Source organism: Pseudomonas sp. Z2-11 (genome assembly GCF_054161305.1).
The window spans coordinates 928717-942632 of record NZ_CP096395.1 but is presented as its reverse complement, the minus strand read 5'-3'; the positions used below and the strand labels follow the sequence as shown (position 1 = coordinate 942632).

The 13916-nt window shown below is 63.3% G+C and carries 10 protein-coding genes; 1 reads left to right on the top strand and 9 read right to left on the bottom strand.

Annotation, left to right across the window (positions count from 1 at the left end; all coding sequences use genetic code 11):
- Window positions 1–192: 192 nt before the first annotated feature.
- Entirely contained in the window at window positions 193–1539 is a 1347-nt protein-coding gene (gene pmbA / locus M1E16_RS04010; protein ID WP_434626111.1) for a metalloprotease PmbA, read from the bottom strand.
- Between the two features lie 108 nt (window positions 1540–1647).
- On the opposite strand from pmbA, the gene yjgA reads away from it, so the two are divergent.
- A complete protein-coding gene (gene yjgA / locus M1E16_RS04005; RefSeq protein ID WP_014336624.1) occupies window positions 1648–2172 on the top strand; it encodes a ribosome biogenesis factor YjgA in 525 nt (174 codons plus the stop codon).
- A gap of 155 nt (window positions 2173–2327) precedes the next feature.
- On the opposite strand, the gene tldD is transcribed toward yjgA, so the two are convergent.
- The 8 genes from tldD to mreB all read right to left on the bottom strand — a co-directional run bounded on the left by tldD (window position 2328) and on the right by mreB (window position 13709).
- Window positions 2328–3770, bottom strand: a complete 1443-nt coding sequence (gene tldD / locus M1E16_RS04000) for a metalloprotease TldD (protein WP_434626113.1) — start codon at window positions 3768–3770, stop codon at window positions 2328–2330.
- Window positions 3771–3775: 5 nt separating this feature from the next.
- On the bottom strand, window positions 3776–4639 hold the full coding sequence (locus M1E16_RS03995; protein WP_458129262.1) for a carbon-nitrogen hydrolase family protein: 864 nt from the start codon (window positions 4637–4639) through the stop codon (window positions 3776–3778).
- A gap of 144 nt (window positions 4640–4783) precedes the next feature.
- Entirely contained in the window at window positions 4784–8587 is a 3804-nt protein-coding gene (locus M1E16_RS03990) for a YhdP family protein (protein ID WP_458129261.1), read from the bottom strand.
- A gap of 61 nt (window positions 8588–8648) precedes the next feature.
- Entirely contained in the window at window positions 8649–10106 is a 1458-nt protein-coding gene (rng, locus tag M1E16_RS03985; RefSeq protein ID WP_305496813.1) for a ribonuclease G, read from the bottom strand.
- 56 nt (window positions 10107–10162) lie between these two features.
- Window positions 10163–10759: a Maf family protein gene (locus tag M1E16_RS03980; protein WP_458129260.1), complete on the bottom strand. Its 597-nt coding sequence runs from the start codon at window positions 10757–10759 to the stop codon at window positions 10163–10165.
- A 163-nt stretch (window positions 10760–10922) separates the two neighbouring features.
- Window positions 10923–11411, bottom strand: coding sequence for a rod shape-determining protein MreD (mreD, locus tag M1E16_RS03975; RefSeq protein WP_305496816.1), 489 nt, complete (start codon window positions 11409–11411; stop codon window positions 10923–10925).
- On the bottom strand, window positions 11408–12502 hold the full coding sequence (gene mreC / locus M1E16_RS03970) for a rod shape-determining protein MreC (protein ID WP_458129259.1): 1095 nt from the start codon (window positions 12500–12502) through the stop codon (window positions 11408–11410). The genes mreD and mreC overlap by 4 nt, the downstream gene beginning before the upstream one ends.
- Before the next feature lie 169 nt (window positions 12503–12671).
- A complete protein-coding gene (gene mreB / locus M1E16_RS03965) occupies window positions 12672–13709 on the bottom strand; it encodes a rod shape-determining protein MreB (protein ID WP_002555108.1) in 1038 nt (345 codons plus the stop codon).
- Window positions 13710–13916 lie beyond the last annotated feature (207 nt).

Genomic DNA, 13916 nt, shown 5'->3' with positions numbered 1-13916 from the left:
TAGCACTCACCGTCGTGGCGAGGGAGCTTGCTCCCGCTGGGTCGCGCAGCGGCCCCAGGATTTTGCGGTCGCTGCGCAACCGAGCGGGAGCAAGCTCCCTCGCCACAAAAGCTCTCTTGTCTCGGGTTTCTGCTGGCACAAAAAAGGCGCGTCATCCCAACGGATGACGCGCCTTTTTTGATGCGATGAGTTTCAGCTACCCGCCACCATCATTCGCTCGATCAGCACCGAGCCGGTGCGGATGTTGCTGCGCAGCTCCAAGTCGCTGCCCACCGCCACGATCTGCTTGAACATATCGCGCATGTTGCCGGCAATTGTGACTTCCTGGACCGGGAACTGGATCTCGCCATTTTCGACCCAGAACCCCGCCGCGCCACGGGAATAATCGCCGGTCACCATGTTCAAGCCATGGCCCATCAGCTCGGTGACTAACAACCCACGCCCCATGCGCCGCAGCAGCGCTGCCTGGTCTTCCTCGCCATGAGTGACGAACAGGTTGTGCACGCCACCGGCGTTAGCGGTACTCGGCATGCCCAGCTTGCGACCCGAATAGGTGCCGAGGATGTACGAAACCAGCTCGCCGTTTTCCACGAACGGCTTGGCATAGGTGGCCAGGCCATCCCCGTCGAAAGCCGAACTGCCCATGGCCTGCATCAGGTGCGGACGCTCGTCGATGGTCATCCATTCCGGAAACAATTTCTGGCCCAGCGCGCCTTCGAGGAACGAGGATTTGCGGTACAGGTTGCCGCCGGACACCGCTGACAGGAAGCTGCCGAACAAGCCACCGGCCAACTCGGCGGAGAACAGCACCGGCACCTCACAGGTCGGCACAGGCCGCGCGCCCAGGCGACTGGCGGCCCGTTGCGCAGCCTTCTGGCCGATGCTCACCGGGTCCGCCAGCAATGTGCCCTGGCGACTCACGTCGTACCAGTAGTCGCGCTGCATCTGCCCGTCGGCCTCGGCGATCATCACGCAGCTGAGGCTGTGACGCGTCGATGCGTACCCGCCGATGAAACCATGGCTGTTGCCATAGACGCGGCATCCCTGGTGGGTATTGAGCGTAGTGCCGTCGGCATTCTTGATCCGGCTGTCGGCGTCGAATGCCGCCGCTTCGCAGCGCAGTGCCTGCTCGATGGCCTGCTCGGGCGTGATGTCCCAGGCGTGGAACAGATCGAAGTCCTTGAGCTCCTTGCACATCAGCGCGGCATCGGCCAGGCCGGAGGCTTCGTCTTCGGACGTATGCTGGGCAATCGCCAATGCAGCGGCGACTGTTTCGCGAATGGCGTCAGGGCCGCTGGCCGAGGTGCTGGCCGACCCCTTGCGCTGCCCCACGTAAAGGGTGATACCAAAGCCCTGGTCGCGATTGAATTCGACGGTCTCCACTTCGCGTTGGCGCACCGACGTCGACAGCCCCTGCTCCAGCGACACCGCCACTTCGCACGCGCTGGCGCCCTGTCGCCTGGCTTCGGCGAGGATCTGCTCGACCTGTTCCTGCAGTGCCGGCAATGCTTGCGGGCCGACGCTTTGAACTGCACTCATGGTGTTCTCCACTCAAATTCTGCTTTCGGTAATGGCCATCGAGCGACCGGGCCGGACAAGCGGCCCCCGACTGGTTATCATGGCGGCGTTTCTTTGCGGACTGCCACCATGGTTGATTCTTACGACGACTCCCTCTACGAGGGTGAAAAAAGCAAATCCCAGGTCAAACGCGAGCTGCATGCTCTGGTTGACCTCGGCGAGCGCCTGACAACACTCAAGCCTGACTTGCTGGCCAAACTGCCCTTGACCGACGCCTTGCGCCGGGCCCTGGCCGATGCGCCCAAGCACACCGCGAATATCGCGCGTAAACGGCACCTGCAATTCATCGGCAAGCTGATGCGCGACCAGGACACTGACGCCATCCTGGTTCTGCTCGACCAGCTCGATGCCTCCACCCGGCAGTACAACGAGCGTTTCCACAACCTGGAACGCTGGCGTGATCGCCTGATCGCAGGCGATGACGGTACTCTGGAAAAATTCGTCATCGACTACCCGGAGGCCGATCGCCAGCAACTGCGCTCGCTGATCCGTCAGGCCCAGCACGAACTGGCGCAGAACAAGCCGCCGGCGTCGAGCCGTAAAATCTTCAAGTACATCCGTGAGCTGGACGAGACTCAACGCGGCCTGCGCTGATCGTAACAGCTTGACTCCTCTGCAAGAGGCGGCAGTTACCGTGGCGAGGGAGCTTGCTCCCGCTCGGTTGCGTAGCAACCGCATTGGGGCTACTGCGTAGCCCGGCGGGAGCAAGCTCCCTCGCCACGATGACGTGCGCACATCCTTGAATATTTTTATGCGCCCGTGCCACCCACGGTAATCGCATCGATCTTCAGTGTCGGCTGACCGACGCCTACCGGCACCGACTGACCGTCCTTGCCACACGTGCCCACGCCGCTGTCCAGCGCCAGGTCGTTACCGACCATCGACACCTTGCTCATCGCCTCCGGCCCGTTGCCGATCAACGTCGCGCCCTTGACCGGTGCGGTGATCTTGCCGTCTTCGATCAGGTAGGCCTCGCTGGTGGAAAACACGAACTTGCCGCTGGTGATGTCCACCTGGCCGCCGCCGAGATTGGCGCAGTAGATGCCCTTCTTCACCGACGCGATGATTTCCGCCGGATCACTCTGGCCGCCGAGCATGTAGGTGTTGGTCATGCGCGGCATGGGCAGGTGCGCGTAAGACTCGCGGCGACCGTTGCCGGTGCGGGCCACGCCCATGAGGCGGGCATTGAGCTTGTCCTGCATGTAACCCTTGAGCACGCCGTTCTCGATCAGCGTGGTGCATTCGGTCGGGGTGCCTTCATCGTCGACGCTCAGCGAACCACGACGCCCGGCGAGCGTGCCGTCGTCGACGATGGTGCAGAGTTTCGAGGCGACCATCTCGCCCATGCGCCCGCTGTAGGCCGAACTGCCCTTGCGGTTGAAGTCACCTTCCAGGCCGTGACCCACGGCTTCGTGCAGCAGCACGCCGGACCAGCCGGAGCCGAGCACCACTGGCAACGTGCCGGCCGGGGCCGGGACGGCCTCCAGGTTCACCAGCGCCTGGCGCAGCGCTTCGCGGGCGTAGCCCATGGCGCGGTCTTCGCTGAGGAAATAGCGATAGTCGGTACGACCGCCACCCCCATGGCCGCCGCGCTCACGGCGACCGTTCTGCTCGACGATCACGCTGACGTTGAAACGCACCAGCGGCCGCACATCCGCCGCCAGGCCACCGTCGGTGGAGGCCACCAGAATCCGCTCCCAGACCCCGGCCATGCTCACCGATACCTGCTGGATACGCGGGTCGAGGGCACGCGTGGCGACGTCGATGCGCTTGAGCAGCTCGACCTTTTCGGCGCGGCTCATGACTTCCAGTGGGTTGTCCGGCGCATACAGCTGGGCCACGTCCTGGCTGCTGAACGCCTGGACCGTGCCATTCTGCCCGGCCCGGGAAATCGAGCGAGCCGCACGAGCCGCGGCGCCGAGGGCTTCAAGGGTGATGGCGTTGCTGTAGGCAAACCCGGTCTTCTCGCCGGATTGGGCACGCACGCCCACACCCTGGTCGAGGTTGAAACTGCCTTCCTTGACGATGCCGTCTTCCAGCGACCAGGACTCGGAAATCTGTCCCTGGAAATACAGGTCGGCCGCATCGATGCCCGGACCGGCCAGGTCGCCCAGCACGCCTTGCAGGCTTTCGAGGGTCACGCCGCCGGGGGCTAAAAGGTGTTCACTGACTGAGGACAACAACCCGCTCATATGTTTTACGCCTTGAATTCGTCGTCTTGGACAGGTCGCTGTCGGGCGCCCTGCGAGAAAAAGCGCCGATGGCTCGCCACCGGCATGCGCGCCCGGATGGACGCCTGTTCACTGTCGTCGCGCTCGGCCAGCAGCACGGCCTCGCCTTGATCCTGTTGCGCCAGCACACGCCCCCACGGGTCGACTATCGCGGCATGGCCAAAGGTTTCCCGGGGCCCCGGATGCAACCCACCCTGGGCGGCCGCCAGCACGTAGCACTGCGTTTCAATGGCCCGGGCGCGAATCAGTACGTCCCAATGCGCAGCGCCAGTCACCGCGGTAAACGCCGAAGGCGCGGTAATCAGCTCGGCCCCGGCCGCCCGCAACTCGCTGTAGAGCTCGGGGAAGCGCAAGTCGTAGCAGACCGTCAGGCCAACCCGGCCCACCGGTGTGTCGGCAACCACCACGTTGCCGCCATAAGCATAGTCATCGGATTCGCGGTAACGACCGCGATTGTCCGCCACGTCCACGTCGAACAGGTGCAGCTTGTCATAACGCGCGACGATCTCGCCCTGGTCGTCCACCAGCAACGAACATGCATGGGCCTTGGCCTCGGGCTGGCCCACCGGGGGCAACGGCAACGTGCCGGCTACAATCCATAACCTGAGGTCGCGCGCGACCTGTTTCAACCACTGCAGGATCGGACCCTGACCAAAGGCTTCGGCCCGCGCGATATCGGCAACGTCCCGCCGGCCCATGGCCGCGAAGTTTTCCGGCAGCACCGCCAGCCGTGCGCCACCCGCCGCGGCCTGCTCCAGCAACACCCGGGCACGGGCCAGGTTGGCAAGCACATCGCTCTGGCTGACCATTTGAATCACGGCGATTGGCATGGTGCCTCCTTATTTTTCTTATGCCTCATTGCCCCTGTGGGAGCGAGCTTGCTCGCGATAGCGGTGCATCAGTCACCTCTTCCTTTGCTGACCCGGCGCTATCGCGAGCAAGCTCGCTCCCACAAGGGGGCTTCGCATTTTCTGTCAAAACGGCTTGTCGAAAGTGATCTTCGGCTCTTTCCACGGTCCCTTGACGTCGTATCTTACGCTGGCAAAACGCGCGACGCGGTCGCCGATCAGCTTGTCGATCAGAAACAGCGCCCCACCCACCGCCGGTGCGCCGACGATCAACGCGGCGATCGGCAGGTTATTGGTGACGGGCAGGGTTACCAGCAGCTTGGCATCGACCCGGTCAGCCACCATGTCCAGCGTTCCGTTGAGTTCCAGGTTGCTCGAAGGTCCGGTCAGGGTAATCGGCTCACGAGTCACGTACACACCACTGCTCGCCACCAGCAGGCCCTTGACCCGATCGTAGCTCAGCCCCTTGCCGAACAGATCGGAGAAATCCAGGCGCAAGCGCCGGCCGATGGAGTTGAAGTTCAACAGGCCGAAAACCCGCAAGGCCTGGGCGCTGCCTTCGACTTCGACGAACTGACCCTTGTTGAGTGACGCATCGAGGCTGCCGGAGAAACGCTTGGTGGCGACCCATGCAGGCGAACCGGGCCAGCGTCCGTCGACGTCCAGATGGAATTCCTGGCTTGTCACGCTAGGCGCAAACCCCCAGCCCTTGAGCACATCGGCGAGGTTCTTGCCCTTGATCCGGCCCTTGTACCAACTGCTGGTGGAACCGGGCAGGCCCTCCCAGGCGCCATTGCCATGCAGGACCATGCCCTTGAGGCCCATGTCCAAGTCATTCAGCGCGATGCCCTTGCCCGTCGGCCGGACTTTCAGCGACCAGGCACCAATGAGATCCGGCCCCTGGAACAACTGGTCGATGGCGATATCCATCGCCGGGATTTTGCTCGGGTCGACCGAGGCCAGCGGGTCCGGGGCGTTTTCGTCGGCCTGGACCGTCGGGTCCGCGGCCGGCAGGCGCACATAGTCGAGCCGGATCCCGATCGGCGCGGCCTTCGCATCCGGCAGGTTGACGCTGCCCTTGGCCTGCTGGCTATCGAGCCGCAGGGCCCAGGCATCGGCCTTGCGGTCCAACTGTACCGAGGCCTGGTCAAGCGTCGTGCCCATCGCGGTGAGCTTGCCAACCTTGAGATCGGCACTGCTGAGCACCTGCCGGGCACTGCCGCCCGGGTCCTTGCCGGCATATTTGCCCAATAGATCCTGCCAGGGGCTCACGTCCAGCTCCGACAATGTGCCGCGCAGCCGCAGCCCCTTGGCGCCAGGCAGAACCGCCTCGCCGGCGCCCAGCAGCAATTCCCCACGCCCGTCAGCGACTTTTCCGCTCGGCGCGGCGTAAGTGAAACTGGCCAGGTCGCCATAATCGACCCAGTAGCGACGCTCCGCCCCTTGCAACGTCATACGGAACACCGTGTCGCGCCCGACATCCGCAGCCATGCCAAAGGGCGCCGGCAGATCCACCGCCACGCCCTTGAGATCGGAGCTGACCGACAATTGGCTGTCGGCACCGTTGAGCGTCACTTGCAACTGATAGGGAACCACGCCGGAGATGGGCAACGGCTGGGTCACGCTCAACCAGTCCGTAAGCTTCTTGACCTCGACCCGTCCGGACGCCACCACCCGTGTGTCGAGCGCACCGGCACGGCCCTCGGCAAAAATCTGCGCGCTTACCGGCCGGTCGAATGCCCGGGCCGCGATGTTCTTGCCACTGAGCCCCTTGTTGCTGTCGAAACGGAAATCGCCCTTGAGCTGGGTCAGCTCCAGCGCCGGCTCGCTGAGCTTGAGCCGGGCCTTGTCGGTACTGAAATCCACCAGGATCTTCGGCTGTTCACCTTTGGCCAGCGGGATATCCAGGTTCACCTTACCTTGCAGGTCGCCGTCGCCTTCCCAACCGGCGAAGGTCTCGGCCGTGCCGATGGGTGCGGTCTGGAGGATTTTCAGCCCGTCGCCCAATACCCCGGCAAAGCCGCCGTCCAACAACAGATGGACATTCTGCCCGGCCGGCGCATGGGGAATGGTTACCGCAACATCCTTGACCTGGGTGTCCAGCAGTTGCCCCTGGCTGGCATAGATACGTACGCCGCTGTCCTCGACAAAGACGTCGCCGCTGACCTTGCTGACCGAAGGCCAGCCCGGCTGGAACGCCAGCTCGGCGTCATGCACCTTGAAAAACAGGCTGATGCTGCGAGACGCGTCCTCGGCACCTTTGTTCAGCGAGCCCTGGTACTGGAAAAAACCCTCGTCCACCGCGCCCTTGACGATGGCGGTGCGCAACCATTCATCCAGCGCCGGACTGAGGACGGCCGGCAGGTACTTGGCAGTGTAGCGCCCGTCACCGTCCACCAGGCCGACCCGCAGGTCCATGTAGTCTTCCTGGCTGTGGTCGAAATGCAGGCGGATCAGGAAGTCGCCGGCAATCCGCCCTTCCTCTCCCAGCACCTTCAAGTACGGTGCGATCAGGGTGAACCCCTGCTTGTCAAGCTTCCAGGTCAGCCGGGCATTGGCCTGCAAGTATTGCCAGGGCTTGGCGAAAATCGGGTCCAGGTGCAGGGAAAAATCCTTGCTGTCCATGCGCAGCTCACCGCCGCCGAGGTCACCGCTGAGGCTGCCTGAGACGTTGCGCGCCGCCGGGGCGCCGCGATAGGCGTCAAACCCGACCGTGTCCAGATTGGTGGCGAAGCTGATTTTCTGATCACCGGTGTTCTGTGGCCGGTAATCCAGCAACACGTTGCGCAGGCCACCGGTCACCTTGAGCCGGTCGATCGCCGTGGCGACACCTTCGGGCAATGGCGCCAGGGCATTGAGCAACGGCGTGAGGGGCGTCAGGTCAAGGCGATCGGCCTGCACGTGCCAACGCTCCTCGACCTTCTCGGTGGCGCCGTTCTGTTGCAATTGCAGGCGTGTTTCCCAGCGCGTCTCACCCAGGTTCATCGCCAGCGAGTCGAAGGTCGCGGTGAACCCCTGGCTGCTGCGCTGGAAATATCCGTTGAGGGCCAGGTTGTGGATCTGCACTGGCTTGCGATCGGCATAGGCGCCCTGGATCTGTGGCGCGTTCAACCGCACGGCGGCGCTTTGCACCGTGCCCCCGCCCCAACTGAGCCAGAATTCCCCACCGGCCTTGATCTCGGCAAAATTCCACTGCCGGGTCAGGCGTTTCGGCAGCCATTTCGACCAGTCGCTTTGCGGCAGGCTCAGGTAGGCGTCGGCCTCGCCATTTCGCCAATCGCTGGCGCGGATACGGGTGCGCAGGTTGAGCGCCACGGGCTGGCCGTCAGGCAGGGTAAGACGTGCGTCCAGGCGCTGGCGAGCCGGACCGGTGCGCAAGCTCAGACCAACATAGGTCAGGCTCAGGGGCGGATGGTCCAGCGGCTGCAAGGTGACCTGGCTGTCGAGCACCGACAGTTTTGAAATCATCTGCATGCGTTCAAGCAATTGCTGCGGATCGAGCGGCTGATCGTCCTTCACCGGCAGGCCTTCAAGGGACCATTTGCCGTCAGCGCCCTCTTTCAGGCTGACCTTCAGGCCGCTGACTTCCAGATGAGCGATGCGCACCTGGCGCGCCAGCAGGCTGTCCCACACCGCAGGCACGGCACGTACCTGATCCAGGTGCAAGGCGTTGGGCCCCTCGCCGACTACCACGTCGCGCGCCGCCAGGACGGGCGCCAGGGCGCTCCAACTGCCTTCGAGGCTACCAACGTGCACGGGAATGCCCAACGCTTCGCCGGCCCGGCTCTCGACTTCACCGCGATACTCGGCCACCAGCGGGATCAACTCCCGGCCGAGGCTGACATACAGGGCCAGCAGTATCAGCAGCAGCGCACACAGGCCCAGCCCCCAGCGAGTCAGCGTCCCCATAAGGCGTGTCAGACGCTCCATGTCAGCGGGCTCCCCTGGCAAAGGCATTCATATTCGCGGCCCTGGCGCTGCGCGCGCCGCTTCAGAGCAACACCACGTCGTACTGTTCCTGGGAATACATGGTTTCCACCTGGAAGCGAATCGTGCGCCCGATAAAGGCCTCCAGTTCCGCGACGTTGCCGGACTCCTCATCCAGCAGGCGATCCACCACCTTCTGGTTCGCCAACACTCTATAGCCGGTGGCCTGGTAGGCGCGCGCCTCCCGGAGGATTTCCCGGAAGATTTCGTAACACACAGTTTCCGGAGTCTTCAACTTGCCCCGGCCCTGGCAACTGCTGCACGGCTCGCACAGCACCTGCTCAAGACTCTCGCGGGTGCGCTTGCGGGTCATCTGCACCAGGCCCAGTTCGGTAATGCCGATGATGTTGGTCTTGGCGTGATCGCGTTCGAGCTGTTTTTCCAGGGTCCGCAGCACCTGGCGCTGGTGCTCTTCGTCTTCCATGTCGATGAAGTCGATGATGATGATCCCGCCCAGGTTACGCAGGCGCAGTTGCCGGGCGATGGCCGTGGCCGCTTCAAGATTGGTCTTGAAGATGGTTTCCTCAAGGTTGCGATGGCCGACGAATGCACCGGTATTGACGTCGATGGTGCTCATCGCCTCGGCCGGATCGACCACCAGGTAACCGCCGGATTTGAGCGGCACCTTGCGTTCAAGGGCTCGCTGGATTTCATCTTCGACGCCGTACAGATCGAAAATCGGCCGCTCGCCAGGGTAGTGCTCCAGGCGGTCGGCGATTTCCGGCATCAGCTCGGCGACGAATTGGGTGGTTTTCTGGAAGGTTTCCCGGGAATCGATACGGATTTTCTCGATCTTCGGGCTGACCAGGTCCCGCAGGGTCCGCAGCGCCAGGCCCAGGTCCTCGTAGATCACACTCGGCGTGGCGATGGTCTTGATCTGCTCGGCGATCTGGTCCCAGAGCCTGCGCAGGTAGCGGATATCCATGAGGATTTCATCGGCCCCGGCGCCCTCGGCGGCCGTGCGCAGGATGAAACCGCCGGCCTCCTTGATGCCTTCTTTCTCAACGCAGTCGCTGACAACCTTCTTCAGACGCTCGCGTTCGGCTTCGTCCTCGATCTTCAGGGAAATGCCAACGTGGGCGGTGCGTGGCATGTACACAAGATAGCGCGACGGAATCGACAACTGGGTGGTCAGGCGCGCGCCCTTCGAGCCGATGGGGTCCTTGGTGACCTGCACCACCAGGCTCTGGCCTTCATGGACCAAGGCGCTGATGCTCTCTACCGCCGGCCCTTCGCGCATCGAAATTTCCGAGGCGTGGATGAACGCAGCGCGGTCCAGGCCGATATCGACGAAGGCCGCCTGCATGCCCGGCAGCACCCGTACCACCTTGCCCTTGTAGATATTGCCGACGATCCCGCGTTTTTGCGTACGCTCGACATGGACCTCTTGCAGGACGCCGTTTTCAACCACCGCCACGCGCGATTCCATCGGCGTGATGTTGATCAGGATCTCTTCACTCATGGCAGGGTCTCGTTCAGGCATATTCACGATTATGGCCGCATCTGGTCAGACGGCGCTCAGCGCGCGCTCAAGGTTTGCCAACAGGGTATGCCGAAATGGCCGAGCAGCTCGAAGGTTTCGCATAGTGGCAGGCCGACCACGGCCGAATAACTGCCTTCGAGATCGGCGATGAACACCGCGCCCAGCCCTTGGATACCATAGCCGCCCGCCTTGTCCCGGGGTTCGCCGCTGGCCCAATAGGCAATCGCTTCCTGCTCCGTGACCGGGCGAAAGCGCACCCGACTGCGAACCACCCGGGATTCGCAACGCTGGCCATCGAGCACGGCAATCGCGGTCAATACCTCATGGTCGCGACCGGACAGGCTCAGCAGCATCGACTTGGCATCGGCCTGGTCCCGAGGCTTGCCGAGAATCCGGCCATCCAGTACCACCGCGGTATCGGCACCCAGCACACAGCAATCGGTGCCGTTCTGCAACGAGTGCAGCCCAGCCTCGGCCTTGCCCCGCGCCAGGCGCTCGACATAGGCCGATGGGGTTTCGTGGTCGAGGGGAGTTTCGTCGATGTCCGCGCTGATCGCGGTAAAGGGAACGCCGATCTGCGTGAGCAATTCACGCCGACGCGGCGAGCCCGAGGCAAGGTAAAGCGGTTTCATCAAGACATCTCCCTTGTACGCGCCGGCTTTTGTGGCGAGGGAGCTTGCTCCCGCTCGGTTGTGCAGCGACCGTAAAAATGGGGCCGCTACGCAGCCCAGCGGGAGCAAGCTCCCTCGCCACAGGGATGTAAGTCATTAAAAAATTGCAGGGATCCCGACCGCATCAGTTGATCTTGAAACGCAGGCGCAAGCCACGCAAACCGAAGCTGACCCAAGGCCAGAGCAACGCACTGACCAGCGCTGGCAACACCAGCGCCAGCGTCGGCTGACGATTGCCGGTCAGTGCGCTGAGCCACAACTGCACCAGTTGCGCCAGGCCGAAGATCACCAGGATCACCAGGCTCTGCTGCCACATGGGAAACATCCGCAGGCGCTGTTGCAGCGAGAGCACCAGGAAAGTGATCAAGGTCAGGATAAGCGCGTTCTGCCCCAGCAACGTGCCATAAAGCACATCTTCGGTCAGGCCCAGGCACCAGGCGGTGACCATGCCGACCTTGTGCGGCAAGGCCAGCGCCCAGAAGGCCAGCAGCAAGGCCAGCCACAACGGACGCAGGATCTCCATGAACTGCGGCAGCGGCGACACACTGAGCAACAGGCCGATGGCGAAGGTCAGCCAGACCATCCAGCCGTTACCGGATCGAGTACTGCTCATTCTTCTCGTGCTCCCCTGGTCGCCGGTGTAGCGGCGGGTGTCGAGGCCGGTGGCTTGGCCGCGGGCCGTGCAGGTTGGGATGTCGTCGCATGGGCGGGCGGCCGGGCAGGCGTCGCAGCGGGTGCGGCCGGCGGGGTGGTTGCCGTGGCGGGCGCCGCCACTTGGGGTTTTGGCACCGTGGCCGGGACCGACGCGGGTGCAGGTGCGGGCGCAGGCGCAGCAGGCGCCGTCGATTCGCCACCTTGCCGATCCTGGACTTCCTGGGCCACGGCGGCGTCATTGGCGCGCTCTTCAGGCGTGCGGTTGTCGCTGAACACCAGCAGCAGGTAACGGCTACGGTTCAGCGCGGCCGTGGGCACCGCCCGGACAATGGCAAATGGCTGGCCGGAATCGTGGATGACTTCCTTGACCGTCGCCACCGGATACCCCGCCGGGAATCGCTGGCCAAGACCCGAGCTGACCAGCAGGTCGCCTTCCTTGATGTCGGCGGTGTCGGCCACATGCCGCAGCTCCAGGCGCTCAGGATTACCGGTGCCGCTGGCAATCGCCCGCAGGCCGTTGCGATTGACCTGCACCGGAATGCTGTGGGTGGTATCGGTCAATAACAGCACGCGGGAGGTATAGGGCATCAGCTCGACCACCTGCCCCATCAGGCCACGGGCATCGAGCACCGGCTGGCCGAGGACCACGCCGTCGCGCTCACCCTTGTTGATGATGATCCGGTGCGTGAAGGGGTTGGGGTCCATGCCGATCAACTCGGCGACCTCGACCTTCTCATTGACCAGCGCCGAGGAGTTGAGCAACTCGCGCAGCCGCACGTTCTGCTCGGTGAGGGCCGCGAGCTTCTGCATGCGCCCCTGCAACAGCAGGTTTTCGGTCTTGAGTTTTTCGTTTTCGGCGACCAGTTCGGTGCGGCTGCCGAACTGGCTGGCCACACCCTGCCACAGCCGCTGCGGCAGGTCGGTGATCCAGTAGGACTCCATCAACACCAGCGACATCTGGCTGCGCACCGGCTTGAGCAGCGTGAAGCGGGCATCGACCACCATCAGCGCGACCGATAGCACGGCCAACACCAGCAGGCGTACGCCCAATGAGGGGCCCTTGGCAAAAAGCGGTTTAATAGGCCGCTCCTCCCAGGCAAATGTTGTCTTTATTCATACGGCATCAACCGGCCTGGATACGAATGACAGAAGATAAACGCCAACGGGCAGCACTGCAAAGTGCTGCCCGGAAGCGAACAACATAGACGATCCCGCCAGCTTATTCGCTGGAGAGCAGGTCCATGGTGTGCTTGTCCATCATTTCCAGCGCACGGCCACCGCCGCGGGCAACGCACGTCAGCGGGTCTTCGGCGACGATTACCGGCAGGCCGGTTTCCTGGGCCAGCAGCTTGTCGAGGTCACGCAGCAGCGCACCACCACCGGTCAGCACCAGGCCGCGCTCGGCGATGTCCGACGCCAGTTCCGGCGGCGACTGCTCCAGGGCGCTCTTGACCGCCTGCACGATAGTCGCCAGCGACTCTTGCAGCGCCTCGAGCACTTCGTTGGAGTTGAGGGTGAAGGCACGAGGAACGCCTTCGGCCAGGTTACGGCCGCGCACGTCGACTTCACGCACTTCGCCGCCCGGGTAGGCGGTGCCGATTTCCTGCTTGATGCGTTCGGCGGTGGATTCGCCGATCAGGCTGCCGTAGTTGCGGCGTACGTAGGTGATGATCGCTTCGTCGAAACGGTCGCCGCCGACACGCACGGATTCGGCATAGACCACGCCGTTCAGGGAGATCAAGGCGATTTCAGTGGTACCACCACCGATATCGACGACCATCGAACCGCGGGCTTCTTCCACCGGCAGGCCGGCACCGATGGCAGCGGCCATCGGCTCTTCGATCAGGAATACTTCACGGGCACCGGCACCGAGGGCCGATTCGCGGATGGCGCGACGCTCCACCTGGGTGGATTTGCAGGGCACGCAGATCAGCACGCGAGGGCTGGGCTGCAGGAAACTGTTTTCGTGAACCTTGTTGATGAAATACTGCAGCATCTTTTCGCAGACGCTGAAGTCGGCGATCACGCCATCCTTCATCGGGCGAATGGCTGCAATGTTGCCCGGTGTGCGGCCCAGCATGCGCTTGGCTTCCGTACCGACAGCCACGACACTTTTCTGGTTACCGTGGGTGCGGATGGCCACGACCGAGGGTTCATTCAGGACGATACCGCGCTCGCGCACGTAAATAAGGGTGTTGGCAGTGCCCAGGTCGATGGAAAGATCGCTGGAAAACATGCCACGCAGTTTCTTGAACATGGGAAAGGGACCCTAGGCAACGCGTGGGTAAAAAAGTGCGGCAAACTCTAACAACGACAGGGATTTTGGGCAAGGCGCCAATATGTTAAATTGGCCGCTTTTCTGTGCACCAAACCCCAAGATCGCGGCCGTAGGGCCGTAGAAATGCGGTAGTGTTCCGACAATCTAACACACGGACAGACTGCGTCCGTTTTGTTTTCCACTGGA

What these genes read in the sequence shown, in the direction of transcription:
- rng (WP_305496813.1), bottom strand. Translation starts at nt 10,106, where the DNA reads ATGAGTGAAGAGATCCTGATCAACATCACGCCGATGGAATCGCGCGTG.
- pmbA (WP_434626111.1), bottom strand. Translation starts at nt 1,539, where the DNA reads ATGAGTGCAGTTCAAAGCGTCGGCCCGCAAGCATTGCCGGCACTGCAG.
- yjgA (WP_014336624.1), top strand. Translation starts at nt 1,648, where the DNA reads ATGGTTGATTCTTACGACGACTCCCTCTACGAGGGTGAAAAAAGCAAA.
- mreB (WP_002555108.1), bottom strand. Translation starts at nt 13,709, where the DNA reads ATGTTCAAGAAACTGCGTGGCATGTTTTCCAGCGATCTTTCCATCGAC.
- M1E16_RS03980 (WP_458129260.1), bottom strand. Translation starts at nt 10,759, where the DNA reads ATGAAACCGCTTTACCTTGCCTCGGGCTCGCCGCGTCGGCGTGAATTG.
- tldD (WP_434626113.1), bottom strand. Translation starts at nt 3,770, where the DNA reads ATGAGCGGGTTGTTGTCCTCAGTCAGTGAACACCTTTTAGCCCCCGGC.
- M1E16_RS03995 (WP_458129262.1), bottom strand. Translation starts at nt 4,639, where the DNA reads ATGCCAATCGCCGTGATTCAAATGGTCAGCCAGAGCGATGTGCTTGCC.
- M1E16_RS03990 (WP_458129261.1), bottom strand. Translation starts at nt 8,587, where the DNA reads ATGGAGCGTCTGACACGCCTTATGGGGACGCTGACTCGCTGGGGGCTG.
- mreD (WP_305496816.1), bottom strand. Translation starts at nt 11,411, where the DNA reads ATGAGCAGTACTCGATCCGGTAACGGCTGGATGGTCTGGCTGACCTTC.